The organism is Kribbella turkmenica, from assembly GCF_004348725.1.
Taxonomy (GTDB): domain Bacteria; phylum Actinomycetota; class Actinomycetes; order Propionibacteriales; family Kribbellaceae; genus Kribbella; species Kribbella turkmenica.
Genome location: NZ_SMKR01000143.1, coordinates 1 through 20,053, shown reverse-complemented (window position 1 = coordinate 20,053; position 20,053 = coordinate 1). Strand labels below are relative to the sequence as shown.

The 20,053-nt window shown below is 69.5% G+C and carries 17 protein-coding genes; 9 read left to right on the top strand and 8 right to left on the bottom strand.

What is annotated here, in order from left to right; translation table 11 throughout:
- The first annotated feature begins 9 nt into the window (after positions 1-9).
- From E1218_RS27090 to E1218_RS27080, 3 genes are all read left to right on the top strand, one after another.
- On the top strand, positions 10-3,615 hold the full coding sequence (locus E1218_RS27090; RefSeq protein WP_132325105.1) for a discoidin domain-containing protein: 3,606 nt from the start codon (positions 10-12) through the stop codon (positions 3,613-3,615).
- Positions 3,616-3,843: 228 nt separating this feature from the next.
- A complete protein-coding gene (locus E1218_RS27085) occupies positions 3,844-6,210 on the top strand; it encodes a hypothetical protein (protein ID WP_132325093.1) in 2,367 nt (788 codons plus the stop codon).
- Between the two features lie 67 nt (positions 6,211-6,277).
- Entirely contained in the window at positions 6,278-6,901 is a 624-nt protein-coding gene (locus tag E1218_RS27080) for a class I SAM-dependent methyltransferase (protein WP_132325091.1), read from the top strand.
- A gap of 435 nt (positions 6,902-7,336) precedes the next feature.
- Here E1218_RS27080 and E1218_RS27075 read toward each other — a convergent pair whose 3' ends face one another.
- Both E1218_RS27075 and E1218_RS27070 read right to left on the bottom strand, forming a co-directional pair.
- Entirely contained in the window at positions 7,337-7,753 is a 417-nt protein-coding gene (locus E1218_RS27075) for a MarR family winged helix-turn-helix transcriptional regulator (RefSeq protein WP_132325089.1), read from the bottom strand.
- Between the two features lie 68 nt (positions 7,754-7,821).
- Positions 7,822-8,262 (bottom strand): hypothetical protein, encoded by a 441-nt coding sequence (locus tag E1218_RS27070; RefSeq protein ID WP_132325086.1) that lies wholly within the window; start codon positions 8,260-8,262, stop codon positions 7,822-7,824.
- Positions 8,263-8,370: 108 nt separating this feature from the next.
- Between E1218_RS27070 and E1218_RS27065 the strand changes: the two genes are divergently transcribed.
- Complete coding sequence (locus E1218_RS27065; RefSeq protein WP_132325082.1) at positions 8,371-9,753, top strand: MFS transporter; 1,383 nt, start codon at positions 8,371-8,373, stop codon at positions 9,751-9,753.
- A gap of 12 nt (positions 9,754-9,765) precedes the next feature.
- On the opposite strand, the gene acs is transcribed toward E1218_RS27065, so the two are convergent.
- From acs to E1218_RS27050, 3 genes are all read right to left on the bottom strand, one after another.
- Positions 9,766-11,700, bottom strand: coding sequence for an acetate--CoA ligase (gene acs / locus E1218_RS27060; protein ID WP_132325102.1), 1,935 nt, complete (start codon positions 11,698-11,700; stop codon positions 9,766-9,768).
- A 413-nt stretch (positions 11,701-12,113) separates the two neighbouring features.
- Positions 12,114-12,557 carry a MarR family winged helix-turn-helix transcriptional regulator gene (locus E1218_RS27055; protein ID WP_202866209.1) on the bottom strand — a complete coding sequence of 148 codons (444 nt, stop codon included), beginning with the start codon at positions 12,555-12,557 and terminating at the stop codon, positions 12,114-12,116.
- Positions 12,558-12,582: 25 nt separating this feature from the next.
- Positions 12,583-12,936: a winged helix-turn-helix transcriptional regulator gene (locus E1218_RS27050; RefSeq protein ID WP_202866208.1), complete on the bottom strand. Its 354-nt coding sequence runs from the start codon at positions 12,934-12,936 to the stop codon at positions 12,583-12,585.
- Positions 12,937-13,011: 75 nt separating this feature from the next.
- Between E1218_RS27050 and E1218_RS27045 the strand changes: the two genes are divergently transcribed.
- Together E1218_RS27045 and E1218_RS27040 are read left to right on the top strand one after the other, a co-directional pair.
- Positions 13,012-13,608 (top strand): NAD(P)-dependent oxidoreductase, encoded by a 597-nt coding sequence (locus E1218_RS27045; protein WP_132325079.1) that lies wholly within the window; start codon positions 13,012-13,014, stop codon positions 13,606-13,608.
- 46 nt (positions 13,609-13,654) lie between these two features.
- Complete coding sequence (locus E1218_RS27040) at positions 13,655-14,317, top strand: sugar isomerase domain-containing protein (protein ID WP_132325077.1); 663 nt, start codon at positions 13,655-13,657, stop codon at positions 14,315-14,317.
- 25 nt (positions 14,318-14,342) lie between these two features.
- Here the strand turns inward: E1218_RS27040 and E1218_RS27035 are convergent, their stop codons facing one another.
- Positions 14,343-15,101: a GntR family transcriptional regulator gene (locus E1218_RS27035; RefSeq protein WP_132325074.1), complete on the bottom strand. Its 759-nt coding sequence runs from the start codon at positions 15,099-15,101 to the stop codon at positions 14,343-14,345.
- A 260-nt stretch (positions 15,102-15,361) separates the two neighbouring features.
- Here E1218_RS27035 and E1218_RS27030 point away from each other — a divergent pair, with 260 nt between their 5' ends.
- Positions 15,362-16,312 (top strand): glutathione S-transferase family protein, encoded by a 951-nt coding sequence (locus tag E1218_RS27030; protein ID WP_132325071.1) that lies wholly within the window; start codon positions 15,362-15,364, stop codon positions 16,310-16,312.
- On the opposite strand, the gene E1218_RS27025 is transcribed toward E1218_RS27030, so the two are convergent.
- Positions 16,313-16,882, bottom strand: coding sequence for a TetR/AcrR family transcriptional regulator (locus E1218_RS27025; RefSeq protein ID WP_132325068.1), 570 nt, complete (start codon positions 16,880-16,882; stop codon positions 16,313-16,315).
- Between the two features lie 48 nt (positions 16,883-16,930).
- Between E1218_RS27025 and E1218_RS27020 the strand changes: the two genes are divergently transcribed.
- Positions 16,931-17,602: a haloacid dehalogenase type II gene (locus E1218_RS27020; protein WP_132325065.1), complete on the top strand. Its 672-nt coding sequence runs from the start codon at positions 16,931-16,933 to the stop codon at positions 17,600-17,602.
- Here E1218_RS27020 and E1218_RS27015 read toward each other — a convergent pair.
- The gene (locus E1218_RS27015) at positions 17,584-19,044 is read right to left on the bottom strand and encodes an ArsB/NhaD family transporter (protein WP_325052862.1); all 1,461 of its coding nucleotides are present in this window, start codon (positions 19,042-19,044) and stop codon (positions 17,584-17,586) included. The genes E1218_RS27020 and E1218_RS27015 overlap by 19 nt on opposite strands.
- A 134-nt stretch (positions 19,045-19,178) precedes the next feature.
- Between E1218_RS27015 and E1218_RS27010 the strand changes: the two genes are divergently transcribed.
- A partial coding sequence (locus tag E1218_RS27010; protein ID WP_132325060.1) for a Na+/H+ antiporter NhaA occupies positions 19,179-20,053 on the top strand: 875 nt, incomplete at its 3' end.

Here is a 20,053-nt window from a genome sequence, read left to right as displayed (position 1 = left end):
GGAGAGGCCATGAGAATCCCGCAGTTCCGACTGACGGCGGGGCGGCTCCTCGCCGCCCTGCTGGCCGGCGGCCTGGCCTTGTCGGCCGGCCCGCTCGTCCGCGCGACCCCGGCCGACACCGCGACCGCCGCCGTACTGGCCGGACCGAACCTTGCGGCCGGCAAGAGCGCGTCGGCCAGCAGCGTCATCCAGAACTACGCAGCATCGAACGTCACCGACGGCAACCAGGGCACCTATTGGGAGAGCGCCAACAACGCGTTCCCGCAGTGGGTGCAGGTCGACCTCGGCTCGACGGTCGCCACCAACCAGGTCGTGATCAAGCTGCCGACCGTCGACTGGGGCGCCCGTACGCAGACCCTCGCCGTCCAGGGCAGTGTCGACGGACAGAACTTCACCGACCTGACCGCCTCCGCCGCGCGGGCGTTCAACCCGCCGAGCAACACCGTGACGATCGACTACGGCACCGTGACCACCCGCTACGTCCGGATCCGGATCACCGCGAACACCGGCTGGCCGGCCGGGCAGCTGTCCGAGCTCGAGGTCTACGGTCCGGCGACCGGTGACACCCAGGCTCCCACCGCCCCGGGCAACCTGGCCTTCACCGAACCGGCCGCCGGCCAGATCCGGCTCACCTGGACAGCGTCGACCGACGACGCCGGGGTCACCGGGTACGACGTCTACGCCAACGGCCAGCTGCGCACCAGCCTGGCCGGCGACGTCCTCACCTACACGGACAACCAGCCGGCCAGTACGTCGGTGTCGTACTTCGTCCGCGCCAAAGATGCCGCAGGCAACCAGTCGGCGAACAGCAACACGGTCACCCGCAACGGCAGCAACGGTCCCGGGAGCAACCTCGCGCTCGGCAGGCCGATCACCGCGTCGGGGTTCGTGCACACCTTCGTCGCGACCAACGCCAACGACGACAATGTGACGACGTACTGGGAAGGCAACGCCAACCCGGCCACGCTGACCACCGAGCTCGGCGCGAACGCGGATCTCAGCTCGATCGTGATCCGGCTCAACCCGGACTCCGCCTGGGCTGCGCGGACGCAGACGTTCTCCGTCCTCGGCCGCGATCAGGGCGCGTCGGCGTTCACCACGATCGTGCCGAGTGCGTCGTACGCCTTCAGTCCGGCGAGCGGGAACAGCGTGACGATCCCGGTCGGTGCGCGGGTGGCCGGCGTACGGCTGAACGTCACCGCCAACACCGGCGCCCCGGCCGGGCAGGTCGCCGAGTTCCAGGTGATGGGCGTTCCGGCGCCGAACCCGGATCTCACACTCTCCAACGTGTCCTGGACGCCGACGTCACCGGTCGAGACCGACACGATCACCGTCCGGGCGACGGTCGGCAACTCCGGAACCGCGGGCTCCGCGGCGACCGAGGTGAACTTCTACCTCGGCGAGACCAAGGTCGGTACGGCGCCCGTCGGCGCCCTCGCGGCCGGCGCCTCCGCCACCGTGAGTGCGGCGATCGGCGCGCGGGACGCCGGCAGTTACCCGCTGAGCGCGAAGGTCGACGAGGCGAACACGGTGATCGAGCAGAACGACGCCGACAACACCGCGAACGCGGCCGGGCCGCTGGTCGTCACCCCGGTGGCCAGCTCCGACCTCGTGGCGGCCGCGGTCAACTGGACGCCCGGCAATCCGTCCGCGGGCAACAGCGTCGCCTTCTCGGTCGCGCTCAAGAACCAGGGCAGCGTCGCGTCCGCCTCGGGTGCGCACGGGATCACCCTGACGATCCTGAACGGCAGCACGGTCGTGGCCACACTGACCGGCTCGCACAACGGTGCGATCGCGGCCGGCGCGACCACCGCAGCGGTTGCTCTGGGCAACTGGACGGCGGGCAACGGCCGCTACACCGTCCGCGTCGTCCTCGCCGCCGACGCCAACGAGTTGCCGGTGAAGCGGACGAACAACACCAGCGAGCGGCCGTTCTTCGTGGGCCGTGGCGCGAACATGCCGTACGACCACCTCGAGGCCGAGGACGCGTCAGTCGGTGGCGGCGCGGTCGTGGTCGGTCCGAACCGGGCCATCGGCGACCTGGCCGGCGAAGCCTCCGGGCGACGCGCGGTCACGCTGACCTCGAACGGCTCGTTCGTCGAGTTCACCACCCGGGCCCGGACGAACACCCTCGTCACCCGGTTCTCCATCCCGGACTCGGCCGGCGGCGGCGGGATCGACTCGACCGTCAACGTGTACGTGAACGGCGCCTTCCACAAGGCGTTGCCGCTGACCTCCCGCTATGCCTGGCTGTACGGCGCGGAGGCGAGTCCGAACAACTCACCCGGCTCCGGACCCGCGCGGCACATCTACGACGAGGCGCACCTGATGCTCGACGCGAGCTTCCCGGCGGGCACCAAGATCAAACTCCAGAAGGATCCGGCGAACAGTACGACGTACGCGATCGACTTCGTCGACACCGAGGAGGTCGCGCCGATCGCCAACCCCGGCTCCGGATACGTGACGCCGTCCGGCTTCACCCACCAGGACGTGCAGAACGCGCTCGACCAGGCGCGGCAGAACAGTGCGCTGCAGGGTGTCTACCTGCCGCCTGGTGACTACCAGACCTCGTCGAAGTTCCAGGTGTACGGCAAGGCGGTCCGCGTGGTCGGCGCCGGGCCCTGGTACACCCGGTTCCACGCGCCGGCGACCCAGGACAACACCGACGTCGGGTTCCGGTCCGAGGCGTCGGCGAACGGGTCGACGTTCACCGGGTTCGCGTACTTCGGGAACTACACCTCCCGGATCGACGGTCCCGGCAAGGTGTTCGACTTCGCCAACACCGCGAACATGGTCATCGACAACATCTGGGTCGAGCACATGGTCTGCCTGTACTGGGGTGCGAACACCGACAACTCCACGATCAGGAACTCGCGGATCCGGAACATGTTCGCCGACGGCATCAACATGACGAACGGGTCGGCCGGGAACCTGGTCAGCAACAACGACGCCCGGGCCACCGGTGACGACAGTTTCGCGCTCTTCAACGCCACCGACTCCGGCGGCGGCGAGGTCCGCGACAACGTGTTCGAGAACCTGTCCGCGACGCTGACCTGGCGGGCCGCCGGGTTCGCGGTGTACGGCGGGACGAACAACGTGTTCCGCAATCTGTACGCGGCGGACATGCTGACCTATCCCGGGGTGACGATCTCGTCGCTCGACTTCGGGATCCCGATGAACGGGTTCGGCGCGACCCCGCCGACCCGGTTCGAGAACGTCAGCCTGGTCCGCGCCGGTGGGCACTTCTGGGGCAACCAGACGTTCCCCGCGCTGTGGATCTACTCCGCGACCAAGATCTTCCAGGGGATCCGCGTCAGTGATCTGGACATCGTCGACCCGACGTACTCCGGGATCATGTTCCAGACCGACTACGTCGGCGGGCAGCCACTCTTCCCGGTCGCCGACACCGTCTTCACCAACACCTCGATCTCCGGAGCCCGGAAGTCCGGCGACGCCTTCGACGCCAAGTCCGGCTACGGCATCTGGGCCAACGAGCTCCCCGAACCAGGAGAAGGCCCCGCCCGGGGCACCGCCACCTTCGACAACCTCACCCTGACCAACAACCACACCGACATCCGCAACACCACGACAACCTTCACCCTCACCGGCAACTGACCGCAAGCAGGAGCCGCCGAGGACCCTCTCGGCGGCTCCTGCCAGAGCGGGCAGATGCGGCCCGGCACCAGGGTTGATATCCAAGATCCTGAAGGAATTTACGCACTCGCCCAACAGCTGTCGGCAACGGTTAGGCTCCACTACTATGCCCGACCTGATTCCTCTCACCAAGGGCGCTCCGTCTGTCACCGATCGCACGGGGACCGCCGGGCACAGTGATTCCGCGCCATGACGGACAAGCGGACCATCGAGCCGCCGTTCGCATCGACCGTCTCGATGACGCACGGGCTCGGCAGGTCGTCAAGGCCACGGTTCGTGGGTGCACTCGTCTGGCTGCTCCCCGCGGTGACCCTGTACTGGGTGCTTGCAGGCACGGAGGTGACGGACGGCGACATCCTCCGCTACTCGGTCTACTTCGCGGGCTGTGTGGTGCTTCCCGGAGTGTTGCTGCTGCGAGCCTTCGCGCCGGGCCGGCGGACCTGGCCGGAGGACGTGGGCATCGGCATCGTCGTCGGCCTCTCCTACGAGTTGGCGGGGTGGGCGCTGTTCACAGCCGCTGGGGTACAGGACTGGTTGGTCCTGTGGCCCGCGGCGGTGCTGGTCGTCTTCGCCGCAGTACCGCGACTACGACGCTGCTGGCGGGCGCAGGCGCTGGACGCGCCGCGCCTGCCGCTCGCCTGGGGCGCCACGCTGTCGCTGCTCATGTCGGCGACGTTGCTGATGTACTACGGCACCACGGTCAGCACCACGCCGATCCCCGAGAACGGCGGCAACTACTACCAGGACCTGCTCTGGCACCTCGGAATCGTGCACGAGCTGGGCCGCTCCGTCCCGCCGCAGATTCCGCAGGTGGCGGGCGAGACGATGCAGTACCACTGGTTCGCCGACGCTCATCTGGCGTCGGCCGCGGAGATCGCCGGGATCGACCCCCGGCTCGTGCTGTTCAGGCTATGGTTCGCCCCGATCATCATCGGGCTCGTCCTCGCGGTCGCGGCACTCGCCCGCCAGGTCAGCGGTGCCTGGTGGACCGCCCCGCTGGCGGTCGCGCTGACGACGGTCGTCCAGCGGGTCGCGATCTGGAAGTACGCCGGCGGCGTCGGGTCCTCACCACTCGTCTTCCTGAGCCCGTCGCAGTCCTTCGGGACGGCGGTCAGCGTCGGAGCCGCGGCGCTGCTGATCGGCGCCTTGTACCGCGGTGCCCCGCGACGGTCCTGGGCGATCGTGCTGCTGGTCGTCTGCGCATCCGCCGGCTCCAAGCCCACGGCTGTGCCGCTGCTGCTCGGCGGGACCGGTCTGGCGGCGCTGTTCCTAATGGTGCGGAACAGACGCATCCCCTGGCCGACCGTCGGCGTCGGCGTCGCACTGGTGGGCGTGATGGTGGCGTCGATGCTGACTGTCGCGGGCAGCACCGCGGGTACTCCGCTGCGCTTGTTCGGGGTCTTGCGGGCTTTCCAGGGATACACCGCTCTGACCGGTGTCACCGGCGCTCCGGCTGCGGGTGGATGGATCATCGAAGGGCTCCGTGACGCCGACCAGCAGACGTGGACCTGGGCGATCGCGATCCTTGCGTCCGTGGTGGTGAGCAGGGCGGTGGTGGCGGTGGCGTTTCTGGGTCTGGCACAGCGCCGGACCCGTACCGATCCGGTGCAGTGGTGGCTGGTCGGCACGCTCCTCACGTCCATGCTCGGCTTCGTTGTCGTCGACCATCCGGGCTTCGGCCAGTTCTACTTCCTCGGCGGCGCGCTGCCCTTCGCCGGCGTCGCCGCGGGACATGTGGTCCACCTCGCGGTCACCGGACGCCGGCGCGCGGCCCGCCGGGTGATCATCGCCGGTGGTCTGCTGGCCGGTGCGGCGCTCGCTCCGGCGATCCGGGCGTTCGGCAACATCGACACCCGGCCTGTCTCCCCGGCGGAGATCACGCGGGCGGTGGCCGAGCCGATGCTGTGGCTTGCGACGGCACTGGTGGCCGGGCTGCTCGGCTGGCTCGTCCTCCGCGCCGCCCGTCCGCAGGTCCGCGGCCTCGGCCTGGCGCTGCTGATGTGCGTCGCGGTCGGCCTCGCCCTGCTCAGCCGGCCCTGGTCGGAATGGCGCAATGCGGCGGACCGGGTCACCGGCGAGCCCCGGCAGATTCCGGTCCCGGCCGCTCCGTTGTACACCACGGACGAGATCCAGGCCGCGCTGTGGCTGGAACGCAACGCGGGACGTGACGACGTGGTCGTGACGAACACCGCCTGCCAGTCGCGACGACGCCCTGGTCCGGTCTGCGACGCGCGCGGTTACCTGGTCAGCGGTGTCGGCGGTCACCGGACGCTGATGGAGGGCTGGGCCTACACCCAGCAGTCGCTGGCGAACCAAGGCGAACTGAACGTCGGATACAGCCTGCTGCCGTCGCCCTGGCCCGACCGGGTGGCGCTGACGACGAAGGCACTCACGGCGCCGACGCCTGATCTGCTGGAGGCCCTGCGCAGCGATTACGGCGTCCGCTGGGTTTTCGCGGACAGGCGAAAGGGCACGGTCGCCGAGCGCGCTCTCGACCGGCTCGCCGACCGGCGGCATACCCAAGGACAAGTCATCATCTACGAGCTGACGGATTGATCGTGTTCGTTGACTTGGCGGGGTCCGGACACCCAGCATAGGTATTTTCCCGACCGAGGAGATCCGCATGGAGGGTCTGAAAGGCCTTCTCAGGCATGTGCCCGCTTACGTCCTGCTGCAGCGCGTCGTCGGTGCCGACCGCTTGCGCTACCGGTGCATCGAGGAGATCCGGCCCGGTGAAACCGTCCTGGACGTCGGCTGCGGCCCGGCGTACTACTTCCCGAGTCTGCCCCAGCCGCTGAACTATCACGGGTTCGACACGGATGCGACGTACATCGACTGGGCCAAGGAGCGCTTCGGCGGAGAGAACGCCAGCTTCCACTGCGGCAACTTCGACGAAGCCGCCGCCCGATCGCTGCCGCCGATCGACGTGGTGCTGCTGCTCGGGCTGTTGCACCACCTGTCGGACGAGCAGTGCTCACAACTGCTCAACCTGGCCGCGAGCGTACTGAGTCCCGGCGGCCGGGTGATCAGCGTCGACACCTGCTTCGAGCCGACCCAGGGCCGGATCTCGCGGTGGATGTCCGAGAACGACCGCGGCGAATACGTCCGGGAGCCGGCGGCGTTCGAGAAGCTCGCCCTGCGGTCCTTCGGCCAGGTCGAGGGCAAGGTCATCAACGATGCCACCCATGTTCCATCGAGCTACTGGATGATGAGGATGGCGGCACCGAACGGAAGCTGGGCCGAATAAGGCCTGACCTGCCAGCGCCGGGACTCCTCGAGCGCGGGTCGGACAGTAGGACCGTGCGTGGTTAGCACGGCGCAGTCCGGTCCGCCCGGGTTGGACCATTCGATGTCCGGATGCAGGGACGTCAGCAGCGCGTCGAGGCCGCGTGGAGTAATGCCCGGACCGCAGTACAGGGTCAGCGGCGTACCGGCGGTCGAGCTCGACGGACGACGAGGTCAGGACCTCCTGATGCACTCGCGTACGGCGTTGCCGAGCGCCCGGCGTGCTCCGGTGTGCCCGGCGAGCAAGCTCTGCATGAACGGCTCGACCTCGGCCGGAAGCCCGCCTGCTGTGGGTGAACAGCCAGCTCGATGTCGCTCCGGGCACTCCGCCGTCCACGATCTCGGTGGTCGGGGGCCGCGGTGAGCGCCGGCGACACCGAGAACCGGAGCGCCTGAGTCAGAGGTCGTCGGCGATCCGGGCGAGGACGACCCCGGCGCGCAGGACGAGCTCGCGGTCGGCGTCGTCGAGGCGGCGGAGGAGCTTGGCGAGCTCCTCCGCGGCCTGCCGCCCGGAGGCTTCGACCATCTCCGCGCCGGCCGGGGTCAGCGCGACGGCCGTCGCCCGCCCGTCGACCGGGTCCTGCTCGCGGCGGACGAGGCCGGCCTCCTCCAGGGCGGCGACGGTCGTGGTCGCGGTGGGCTGGGAGCACGGCACCCGGTTGGCGATCTCGCCGATCCGGAGGGGTTGCTCGTCGGCGATCAGCATCAACGCGAGGAACTGCGTCGGGTGCAGGGCCGAGGTGGTCCGGCTCCGGCGCAGATGCCGGACGATACGGTGCATGCTCACCAGGAGTTGCAGGGCCTCCGGTGCCATCGCGATCACCTCCGAACGAGTTGCGTCATCCTCACACAGCAGGGCGCCGATCTGCTAAGACACGAACCTCAGAGCTGGACGGCGGCCACCCCGAGGGCGAACGCGAGTCCGGTGAGCCCGAGCATCGTGGTCGCGAGGACGACGAGCCGGCGGTGCATCCCGGGCAGTTCCGCGGCCGTCGCGAACACCCGTCGCGGCCAGTGCCGCCAGGAGACGTACCAGAAGATCCCGGTCGCGCCGAGCAGGAGCAGACCCTTGACTGTGTGGATCCCCCAGTGGTCGTTCTCGATCAGCAGCAGCACCAGCCCGCTGACCGCGATCGCCGCGATCAGTCCCGCCACCTTCCACCGGTTGCCTGAGGCAATCACAGTCGTCAGTGTCTCCCGGCCTTCCTGGTCGGGGCCGAAGTACTTCTTCAGCTTCGGCTGGACGACGAACAGCGAGTACGCCATCCCGCCGGCCCAGGCCGCCGCCAGCCCCGCATGCACGATCGCGACGACAGCAGTCATGCAGGGCAGCCTAGTGCTCCGGCGCGAAGCACTCTCGTGCACGACCGGGTCGTGAGGAATCAGACATTCGCTCGAAAGTGGCCGAACAGCCCTACTAGCTTGACACCCATGCAGGCCGTCCGCGTCACGTCGCGGTTCCTGAGCGCGGGCGTGGTCTTCGTCGCCCTGGTCGTCGCCGTCGTCGGCAGTCTGGGCGCTCCGCTGATCACCGCGGTCGCCGAGCAGTACGACGTGTCGCTGGCCGCCGCGCAGTGGACCCTCACGATCCCCCTGCTGTCGGGGGCGATCGCCACTCCGCTGCTCGGCCGGCTCGGCTCGGGTCCACGACGGCGTACCGTCGTACTGGCCACGCTGGCCCTCGTCGTGGCAGGAAGCCTGCTCACGGTGATCCCGCTTCCCTTCGCGTTGCTGCTCGCGGGTCGCGCCGCTCAAGGTGCCGGGCTCGGGCTGACCGCGCTGATGATGGCCACGGCCCGCGACCACCTGGACGAACAGCGTTCCGCCGGCACGATCGCGCTGCTTGCCGTCGCCTCAACGGCAGGGATCGGTGTCGGCTATCCGCTGGCCGGTCTGCTCACCGACCTCGCCGGAATCCGCGCGGCGTACGGCCTCGGCCTGGCGGTCACCGCGGCCGCGCTGATCGTGGCCGCGCTGGTGCTGCCGCCTGCACCGGTACGACCGGCTTCACCGATCGATGTTCGTGGCGCAGTGCTGCTCACCATCGCGTTGCTCGCCTTGCTGGTCGTCATCAGCCAAACCGCGCTCTGGCGGGACCACCCCGGTCTCGCTGCGACCACGCTGGTCGTTGCGTTGCTGTTGCTCGCCGCCTGGGTGATCCTCGAGGCTCGCACCGAGGAGCCGTTGGTCGACGTACGGCTCCTGCGGCAGCCGGCGGTTGCCGCTGCCAATCTGGTGATGCTCACCTGCGGGATCGGCATGTACCTGCTGCTCAGCCTGATCACCCGGTACGTCCAGACCCCTGCCTCGGCGGGCTACGGGTTCGGGCTGAAGACCTTCCAGGCCGGGCTCGTCCTGGTCCCGTTCTCGCTGCTCGGGTTCGCCGCGGGCCGGGTCGTACCGCGGTTCCGGGAAAGGGTGGGCGCCCGTACGCTGCTCGCGGCCGGCACCGCCGTCGTGCTCGCCGCGTTCCCGGTCTTCGCGCTCGCGCGCAGCCACCTCGCCGGACCGGTGATCGCCATGAGCGTCCTCGGGTTCGGCGTCGGCATGTTCTTCGCGGCCATGCCGGCCGTCATCCTGGCCGCGACCCCGACGGCCGAGACGGCCGGCGCGATGAGCGTCAACCAGGTGGTTCGCAGCGTCGGTTTCTCGATCGGCAGCGCGCTCGGCGGCCTCGTCCTCGCCGCCCACACGACCGCGGTCTTCCCCAGGCAGTCCGGCTACACCGCCGCCGCCTGGATCGGCGCGGGCACGACCGCGGTGACTCTCCTGATCACGACCTCAGCCCGTACGACGGTGCGTCGTACGGGCTGAGGTCGGTGTTCGTCAGTCCTCGTCGGACCTGCCGGCGGCGAGGTTGGACTTGATCAGGTCCATGACGGTGGAGTCGGCGAGCGTGGTGACGTCACCGACCTCGCGGTTCTCGGCGACGTCGCGCAGCAGCCGGCGCATGATCTTGCCGGACCGCGTCTTCGGCAGTTCGGCGACGACCATGATCTGGCGCGGCTTGGCGATCGGGCCGATCTCCTTGGCGACGTGGTTGCGGAGCTCCTGGACCACGTCCGGGCCGCCGTCGCCGGCCTCCGAGCGGAGAATGACGAACGCGGCGATCGCCTGCCCGGTGGTCGGGTCGGACGCGCCGACGACCGCGGCCTCGGCGACCTTCGGGTGCGAGACCAGCGCGGACTCGATCTCCGTGGTGGACAGCCGGTGGCCGGACACGTTCATCACGTCGTCGACCCGGCCGAGCAGCCAGAGGTCCCCGTCCTCGTCCTTCTTCGCGCCGTCACCGGCGAAGTACATGCCCTCCCAGCGGGACCAGTAGGTGTCGACGAACCGCTGGTCGTCGCCCCACAGCGTGCGCAGCATCGCCGGCCACGGCTTGGTGATCACCAGGTAGCCACCGGACCCGTCCGGCACCGGCTTCCCGCTGTCGTCGACGACGTCTACGCTGACGCCCGGGATCGCCTTCATCGCGGCCCCCGGCTTGCCTGCGGTCACCCCCGGCAGCGGCGAGATCATGTGCATCCCGGTCTCGGTCTGCCACCAGGTGTCGACCACCGGCGCCCGGTTGCCGCCGATGTTCTCCCGGTACCAGATGTACGCCTCCGGGTTGATCGGCTCACCGACCGACCCGATGACGCGCAGCGAGGACAGGTCGAACTTGGCCGGGATGTCCGCGCCCCATTTCATGAACGTGCGGATCGCGGTCGGCGCGCAGTACAGGATCGAGACCTTGTACTTCTGCACGATCTCCCACCAGCGGCCCTGATGCGGGGTGTCCGGGGTGCCTTCGTACAGCACGGACGTGGTCGCGTTCGCGAGGGCGCCGTACACGATGTAGCTGTGGCCGGTCACCCAGCCGATGTCGGCGGCGGTCCAGTAGACGTCGGTGTCGGCCTTGAGGTCGAACACGCCCCACTGGCTGTACGCCGTACCGACCATGTAGCCGCCGGTGGTGTGCAGGATGCCCTTCGGCTTGCCCGTCGTCCCGGACGTGTACATCACGTACAGCGGGTGCTCGGCGTCGAACGCCTCCGGGGTGTGCTCGGTCGACTGCTTGCCGACGAAGTCCTCCCACCACAGGTCGCGGCCCTCGACGATGTTGGTGTCCTGACCGGTACGGCGGACCACCAGGACGCTCCGTACGTCGGGGCAGTCCTCGAGCGCCGCGTCCACAGCCGGCTTGAGCGCGGCCGGGGCGCCCCGGCGGTAGCCACCGTCGGCGGTGATCACGACGCGGGCGTCGCAGTCCAGGATCCGGCCCTTGAGCGCGTCCGCGGAGAACCCGCCGAACACGACCGTGTGCGGGGCACCGACCCGGGCACAGGCCAGCATCGCGACCACGGTCTCCGGAATCATCGGCATGTAGATCGCGACCCGGTCGCCCGCCTGGACACCGAGCTCGAGCAGCGCGTTCGCCGCCTTGCTCACCTCGTCCCTGAGCTGGGCGTAGGTGATCTCCCGGGTGTCGCCGGGCTCGCCCTCGAAGTAGTACGCGATCTTGTCGCCGAGACCGTTCTCGACGTGCCGGTCCACGCAGTTGTACGCCGCGTTCAGCTTGCCGTCGGAGTACCACCTGGCGAACGGCGGATTGCTCCAGTCCAGCGTCTCGGTCGGCTCGACCGCCCAGGTCAGCCGCTTCGCCTGCTCGGCCCAGAACCCCTCGAAGTCGCTCGCCGCGTGCTCGTAGGCGTCGGCCTTGAGGTTGGCGTTCGCGGCCAGGTCGGCGGGCGGCTGGAACCGGCGCTCCTCGTGCATCAGGTTCGACAGGGCCTCGGACTGGGCGGCATCGGACTGGGGTGACTCTGCATTCGTCACGTCGCGGACTCCTCCTCGCTAGCTTCGGCGCGCTGGAGCGCCCGGTCCCCTTTCTACCAATGCCGCCCCGCCCACGGAACCGCCGTATCGCCCAGCAGCCCCCGATCTGCGCTCAACAGATCGGATTTTCGGCCGAACGGCACAATTCCACGGTACGACGGAACCGCTCGGGCCGGTCGCGCATCGGTAGAAACGTGAACGCGCCGCAGACAGGTGGTCAGCCGGTGCCGACGACGGACGCCGGGCGGCGGAAGATCTCTCGCGCGGCCAGGAAGCGGGTCCACGCCCGGGAGCACCGCGTCCGCCGGATTCAGAGGGCTGCCCGTGCCCAGCTGCCGATCTGGTGATGCTGCTCAGCTGGTCTGGTGATAGGCCACCAAGCGACCGAGGAGGGTGGTCAGGCGGGCGCGGTCGGCCGGGCTGAGCGGGGCGAAGATCTCGTCCTGGGCCCGGGAGACCAGGGCCGCGAGCCGCTTGTGGTGCCGGCGGCCGGACGCGGTCAGCGTGATGATGTTGCGGCGGCCGTCGGCCGGGTCGGGGCTGCGCTCGACGTACCCGTCGGCGGCCAGCTCGTTGAGAGCGGCAACCACATCGCTGCGGTCGATGCCGGTGTGCCGGCCGAGCGCCGCCTGACTGGCCGGGCCGAACTCGACCAGCGTCGCGAGCAGGCGGAAGTGGTACCCCCGCGCACCCCCGGCGACGAAGGTCTCGGTGATGATCCGGTGCGCGTGCGCCGCGCTCTGGGTCAGCAACCAGCTGGGCGTCTGCATCAACACGGTCGGCGTCTGCTCGTCCACGGTTCGAGTCTAGCGTTGGCGCGACCTACGATTCCCGGGCGTCCAGCAGTTCGTCCCAGTGGTCCTCGGCCCAGGCGCACATCAGCCGCATCGGCTCGAGCAGGCTGCGGCCGAGGCCGGTGAGCTCGTAGGTGACGCGTCGTACCGGCTCGTCGTACTGTGTCCGGAGTACGAATCCGTCGCGTTCGAGCGTGCGCAGGGACTGGGTCAGCACCTTGGGCGACACCCGGGCCAGTGGGACCCGCAACTCCGAGAACCGCCGCGGACCGTCCTCCAGGCACCTGAGCACCAGGGCCGCCCACTTGTCCCCACCGATCCGGAACGGCAGCAACGTCGAGGGGCAGATCTCCTCGAACATGTCCGCGCGCAGTGCCTCCACCCGCTGCACGGTACCCAATTGGTAACTGCGCCGCCTTCTACGGTCACGGCATCAGCCAGACCCAAGGAGGTTGCAGTGGGCAAGATCCTCGTCATCGGCGCCCGCGGCCGGGCCGCCCGAGCCGCGATCGCGGAAGCCCGGTCCCGCGGACATCACGTCACCCCGATCGCCCGTACGACGGGTCCCGCGGCCGACGTGGTCGCGGGGGACGTGACCGATGCCGGCCGGATCCGCGAACTCGCGGCCGGGCACGACGCGGTGATCGCAGCCGTGTACGACGGCGGCACCGACCCCGCGGTGTTCTATCCAGCGGCGGCACGTGCTCTGGTCGGGAGTCTCGCGGACGTCCGCCTGATCTGGGTCGGCCTCGCCTCCCTCCTCCCCGGCCGCGACGGCACCCCACTGATGGACACCCCGGGCTACCCGCAGGAACACCGCGCCTTCTACCTCGCGCACCAAGCTGCCCTCGACACGTTCGCGGCCTCCACCCTCGACTGGGTCTCCCTGGCGCCCGCCGGCGACTTCAACCACGCCGATCCCCGCCGTACCGGCAGCTACCGCCTCGCCCCCGGCGACCCCACCACGCTCACGTCGTACGCCGACTTCGCGATCGCTCTCCTGGACGAGTACGAACAGCCCAGGCACCACCGCCAGGTTCTCGGAGTGGTCTAGTTGACTTGCTGGGGTTCGGCGCCCGGCCCCCGGTAACTTCAGGCGTATGTCTGGGGCTGAGGGATTCATGCGGCAGGCGCTGGAGATCGCGTCCCGCGCAGCGAGAACGCAGGCGGACGCGATCGCCCGAGCCGCCGAGCTGGTCGTGGACGCTCGCGTGTTCTGGGTGTTCGGGACCGGGCACAGCCATCTGATCGCCGAAGAGCTCTACGGCCGGGCCGGCGGATTGGCGGACGTACGGGCCGTTCTCGAGCCCGGGCTGATGCTCCACGAGGGTCTGCGGAAGAGCTCCCTCCTCGAGCGCCTGCCCGGGCTGGCCGGCGTACTCCTGCAGACGAACGACATCACGGCGGACGACGTCGTACTCATCGCGTCGAACTCCGGCCGGAACGCCGTACCGGTCGAGTTCGCGCTCGGCGCCCGGGCTCGGGGTGCCAAGGTGATCGCGCTGACCTCCCTCGCCCACAGCACGTCCGTGACCTCACGGGCACCCGGCGGCCAGCGCCTGTTCGAAGGAGCCGACGTAGTCATCGACAACTGTGGCGAACCCGGCGACGCGGTGATCGACGTCCCCGGCAGCCCCGAACGCACCGGTGCCACGTCGACGATGGTCGGCGCCATGCTCGCCCAAGCCCTGACCGTCGAGATAGTCACCCGCCTGACCGCCCGAGGTCAAACCCCCAACGTCCTCCGCAGCCTCAACAGCTAACGCCAACTGGCGTCGGGCGCAGTAGCTACGTGGCCCGGTAGGCGACGGTGATGTCGTAGCGGTCCGACCGGTAGACGGAGCGGCCGAACTCGATGACTTCGCCGGAGGCGGTGCGGGGGGCCGAGGTGATGATCAGGCAGGGGGTGGTGGAGTCGATCTCGAGGAGTTCGGCATCGACCGGGTCGGGTGGGGCCGCGACGATGGAGGCGGAGACCATGCCCAGGGTGACGCCCCAGCGGGACGCGAGTTCGGTGTACAGGGAGTTCTCGGCGAAGTCGACCTCGTCGAGTCCGGGGTAGCGGTGCAGGGAGAGGGCGGTGCGCTCGACGGCCATGGGCTCGCCGTCGGCGGTGCGCAGGCGGATGAGGTGCAGGACGGGGGTTCCGACGGGTTCCTCGAGCTCGCGGGCGAGGTCTTCGTCGGCGGTGCCGACCCGGTGCTCGAGGACCTTGGCGCCGGGCTTGATGCCGCGGTTGATCATGTCCTGGCTGAACGACGAGGCGAGCATCCGGGACGGGCGCGGCTCGGCGACGAAGGTGCCGCCGCCGGGGCGGCGCGCGGCCAGGCCTTCGGCGACCACCCGGTCCACCTCCTGCCGCACCGTCATCCGGGCCACGCCGAAGCGTTCGGCGAGGACACGCTCGGACGGCAGCACGGTGCCGACCGCCAGGCTGCGGGTGAGGTTCTCCAGAATCTCGCGGATCTGGTCACCCTTCGGCCGATCGGTCCGAAGCTCCGTGGGGAGCTCGGCGAGGTCGCCGGGGTTGTTCCTTGGGCGGGCCATGAGGTCAGTATCCCTGGGAATCTGCCCGGCAAACCGGTTGCCGGGGGACGCGAGCCGGGGCGTGCTCCTGATCGTTCGGTAGTGCGGCCGCCCGCGACACCGCTGGCGCGGATGACCTTGTCAGCCAGACTGTAACGTCCGCCCCGGCTTCACGGCCAGTGACCGGGCAGCGTTGGCGATTCCGGTCCCGGGCCAACCCGAATCGGCCGGCGACAAAGTGAAAGTGTGGGCAGTTCCCGGGAAGTGGGTACCCGACCGACATGAGCCGCGCACAATTCGTGAAGGAAAGCGCACCCAGTGGCGAGTGGAAGCGCCAGAGCAACTGGTTCACCGGCCGGATCACCCGCGAGTCGACCGCACGGCCCGGCGAGGGGCCGGACGAGCGGGGTCGCTGGCCGGTCGAGACCGGGCGCTACCGGCTCGTGGTCAGCCTTGCCTGCCCGTGGGCCCACCGGTCGGTGATCGTCCGCAGGCTGCTCGGCCTGGAGGACGCGATCAGCCTCGGGGTCGTCGACCCGATCCGGGACGACCGCGGCTGGCGGTTCACGCTGGACCCGGCCGGGCGCGACCCGGTGCTCGGCATCGAGTTCCTGTCCGACGCCTACCGCCGGACCGATCCGTCGTACGACGGCCGCGTGACCGTGCCCACGATCGTCGACACCGTCACCGGGCTGGTCGTGACCAACGACTACCCGCAGATCACGCTGGACTTCTCGACGGAGTGGACCGAGTTCCACCGCCCGGACGCGCCGCGGCTGATCCCGGCCGACCGCGCGGAGCTGAACCGGCTGATCGAGGAGATCTACCAGGACGTGAACAACGGCGTCTACCGCTGCGGGTTCGCGACTACGCAGGAGACCTACGAGTCGGCGTACGACGCTCTGTTCGAGCGGCTCGACGAGCTCGAGGAGCGACTGGCGGACCGGGAGTACCTGCTCGGGGACAGGTTGACCGAGGTCGACATCCGGCTGTTCACCACGCTGGTCCGGTTCGACGCCGTGTACCACGGGCATTTCAAGTGCAACCGGAACAAGCTGACGGAGTTCCCGAACCTCTGGGCGTACGCACGCCGGCTGTACCGGCTGCCGTCGTTCGGCGAGACCGTCGACTTCGACCAGATCAAGCGGCACTACTACCTGACCCACGACACCATCAACCCGAACGGCATCGTTGCGAAGGGTCCGGATCCGCGCGCCTGGATGGCCGCCTGATCAGCGGCCGAGACCGGCCAGCGCGGCGTCGACCGCCGCCTCGAGCTGGGCCCGGGTGGCTCCGGACCGGGAGCGGAGGTTGACCGCATAGGCGAGCAAGGTCAGCAGCTCCGCAGCGTCGCCCACCCGGACGCCGTCCCGGAGCTCCGCATTCCTCAGCGCGGCGGCGAAGGCATCCCTCAGGGCGGCGTGGTGCTCGGCCAGCAGCGGCCGGGCCGCGGCCGGCGGGTTGTCGGCGTTCGCGTTCGAGACCAGACATCCCCAGCCGGCGAACTCGCCGGCGCACCGCAGTCCGAGCAGCTGGTCGAAGAACGCCGCCACCGCCGGCAGTCCGCGTTCGTCGGCGGCGAGCCGCTCGAACATCGGCCGGGAACGATGGTCCAGGTACCGCCGGACGGCCGCCAGGTAGAGCTCGTCCTTGCCGCCGAACGCGTTGTAGAGACTCGACCGGCTCAGCCCGGTGGCCGCGACGACGTCCCGGATCCCGGTCGCCGCCACGCCGCGGCGCCAGAACAGCTGCTCGACCGCGGCCAGTGCGGCCGCCTCGTCGAAGTGTTTGACATCCGCCATGCCGAGCATCTTATCTTGGAACGAACGGTTCAAGATAAGGGAGCTGCCATGGTCGACGTGCTGGTGCTCGACGTGAACGAGACGCTGTCGGATCTCGAGCCGATGCGGGAGCGGTTCGCAGCGGCCGGTCTGCCCCGGCACAACCTGGACGACTGGTTCGCGTCCACCTTGCGGGACGGTTTCGCGCTCACCGCGGCCGGTGCGTACGCCGAGTTCCGCACGGTCGCCGCAGACGTGCTGACCGCACAGTTGGCCGCCGCGGGCATCGAGCCGGCCGAGGACACCATCGGCGGAGTTCTGTCCGGCATGACGCAACTGTCACTGCACCCGGACGTCGAGCCCGGCCTGCGCCGGCTGCACGAGGCCGGACTGCGCATCATCACCCTGACCAACGGCGCCGCGGCCATGTCCGAGCGGATGTTCACCGACGGCGGCATCATGCCGCTGCTCGAGCACCGCCTCGACGTCGGCACGCCGCAGCGCTGGAAACCGCACCCGGACGCCTACCGGTACGCCGCCGACGTGTGCGGGGTCCCGGTGGACCGAATGGCCCTGGTCGCGGTGCACCCGTGGGACATCGACGGTGCGCGCCGCGCGGGGCTCCAGGGTTACTACCTCGACCGGCGTCGAACGCCGTACCCGAAGGCGTTCTCGGAACCCGATCTGGTCGCGCCGGATCTGGCCGGGCTGGCAGACGCGCTTCAGGACAGGAGGAAGTAGCGCAGCCACAGGTACGGCGCGGCGACGATGATCGTGATCGCGGTCATCACCACGCCCTTGCGGGTGAACTCCCAGAACGAGATCGGATGCCCGGCCCGCAACGCCAGCCCGATCACCACGACGTTCGCACTCGCCCCGACCGCGGTCGCGTTCCCGCCGAAGTCGGCGCCGATCGCCAGCGACCACCACAACGCCTCGGCCTGGACCGGGTCCGGGATGCCCTTGGTGAGCTCGAGCACGACCGGGCTCATCGTCGCGACGTACGGGATGTTGTCCACGATGCCGGACAGCACCGCCGACACGACCAGGATGAGCATCACCGCCAACAGCGCGCGGCCTTCGGTGACATTGCCGATCTGCTCAGCCAGACTCCCGATCACCCCGGTCTTCACCAGCGCACCGACCATGATGAACAGCCCCGCGAAGAACAACAGCGTCTGCCACTCCACGCTCACCATGTAATGCCGGGTTTCCACCCCCGAGATCAACACCAGCAGCCCAGCACCCAGCAGCGCCACCACCGACGGCTCGATGTCCACCACCGCACGCCCGACGAACCCCGCGAACACCAGCAGCAGCACCGCGCCACACTTGATCAGCAGCCGCGGGTTCTCGATCGCCTCCCGCTCGTTCAGCTGCATCACCCCGTCGACCCGCTCGGGATCCACGTCGAACGACCCCCTGAACAACCACGGCAGCACGAGCGTGAACACGATCAGCTCGATCACCACCAGCGGAGCCATGTGCACGAGGAAGTCGTTGAAGGTCAGCCCGGACCGGCTGGCGATGATGATGTTCGGCGGATCACCGATCAGCGTCGCCGCACCACCGATGTTCGACGCCAGCACCTCGGCGATCAGGAACGGGACCGGATTGATCCCCAACCGGTCACACACCAGCAACGTGACCGGCGCGATCAACAACACCGTGGTCACGTTGTCCAGCAACGCGGACGCGACCGCGGTGATCAACGTCAACAGGATCATCACCCGCAGCGGCGAACCCTTGGCCCGCTTGGCCGCCCAGATCGCGATGTACTCGAACACCCCGGTCCGCCGGACGATGCCGACGATCACCATCATCCCGAACAGCAGGAAGATGACGTCCCAATCGACGCCGGTCTCGTGCGAGTAGAACGCGTGCTCGGCATCCGTCACCCCGAGCGCCAGCAACACCGCCGCGCCACCGAGCGCCGCCAGCAACTTGTGCGTCCACTCGGTCGCGATCAGCACGTACGCGATCACGAAGACGACGACCGCGATGACCGTCATCCGGCGACCTCGCCGAACGTCGGTGCCGACCGCTCGCCGGGATGCGTGATGTCTCTCACAGAACTCTGGCCGAGCACGGGACCTCCCGGGGACGGTGACGAGGCTCGCACCCGGCTGAGTACGAGCTTGCCGACCAGACTTCCCGGCGCACCGTGGACCACCCTGCCGCATCGGGGACCGCACGGGCAAACAGCGCCCGATAGACTGACCCCGTTGAATGCGCCGCCCCCGACGGGCGGCGCAGGTGTGCCGGGAAGCCTGGTCGGCGTAGTGTCCGAACGACCCCTGACGAAGGGCCGCCGACCATGACCCAGCCGCCGCGGATCCAGCCGAAGAAGCGCGCCTTTCCGCGCGTCCTCGGGCCGGAGCGAGCTTTCCTCGCCGACACCTTGCGCGCCGAGACGACCGGCGGTCTGCTCCTGCTGGCGGCAGCGGTGGTCGCGCTGGCCTGGGCCAACTCGCCCTGGCAGGACGCCTACCACCACCTGCGCGAGACCGAGCTCGGACCGCTGACCGTCGAGGCCTGGGCCTCCGACGGCGCGCTCACGTTGTTCTTCTACCTGGCCGGCGTCGAACTCAAGCGCGAGTTCGTGGTCGGTACGCTCTCGCGACTCAGCGAGGCGGTCGTGCCGGTGGTCGCCGCCGTCGCCGGGATGGTGCTCCCGGCAATCATCTACCTGGCCGTCAACCTTGCCGCCGACAACGGGAAGACCGACGGCTGGGCGGTGCCGACGGCGACGGACATCGCGTTCGCGCTCGCCGTGCTGGCGATCGTGGGCTCGTCGCTGCCGACTGCGTTGCGGGCGTTCCTACTCACGCTGGCGGTGGTCGACGACTTCGGTGCCATCCTGGTGATCGCGGTCTTCTTCTCCCACGGCTTCCACCTGAGCTGGCTGCTGGCGGCGGTCGCGCTGATCGCGCTCTGGTACCTGTTGCAGCGGCGCCGGATCCGGACGCCGTTCCTGTACGTCCCGATCGCGATCGGCGCCTGGTGGTGCATGCACGAGTCGGGGATCCACGCCACCATCGCCGGCGTCGCCCTCGGTCTGGTCACCCGGGTGATGGTGGACCCGACCGAGGAGCACTCGCCGGCCGAGCGAATCGAGCACCGGCTCCGGCCGTGGTCCGCCGGCGTCGCCGTACCGCTGTTCGCGCTGTTCGCGGCCGGGGTGACGCTCAG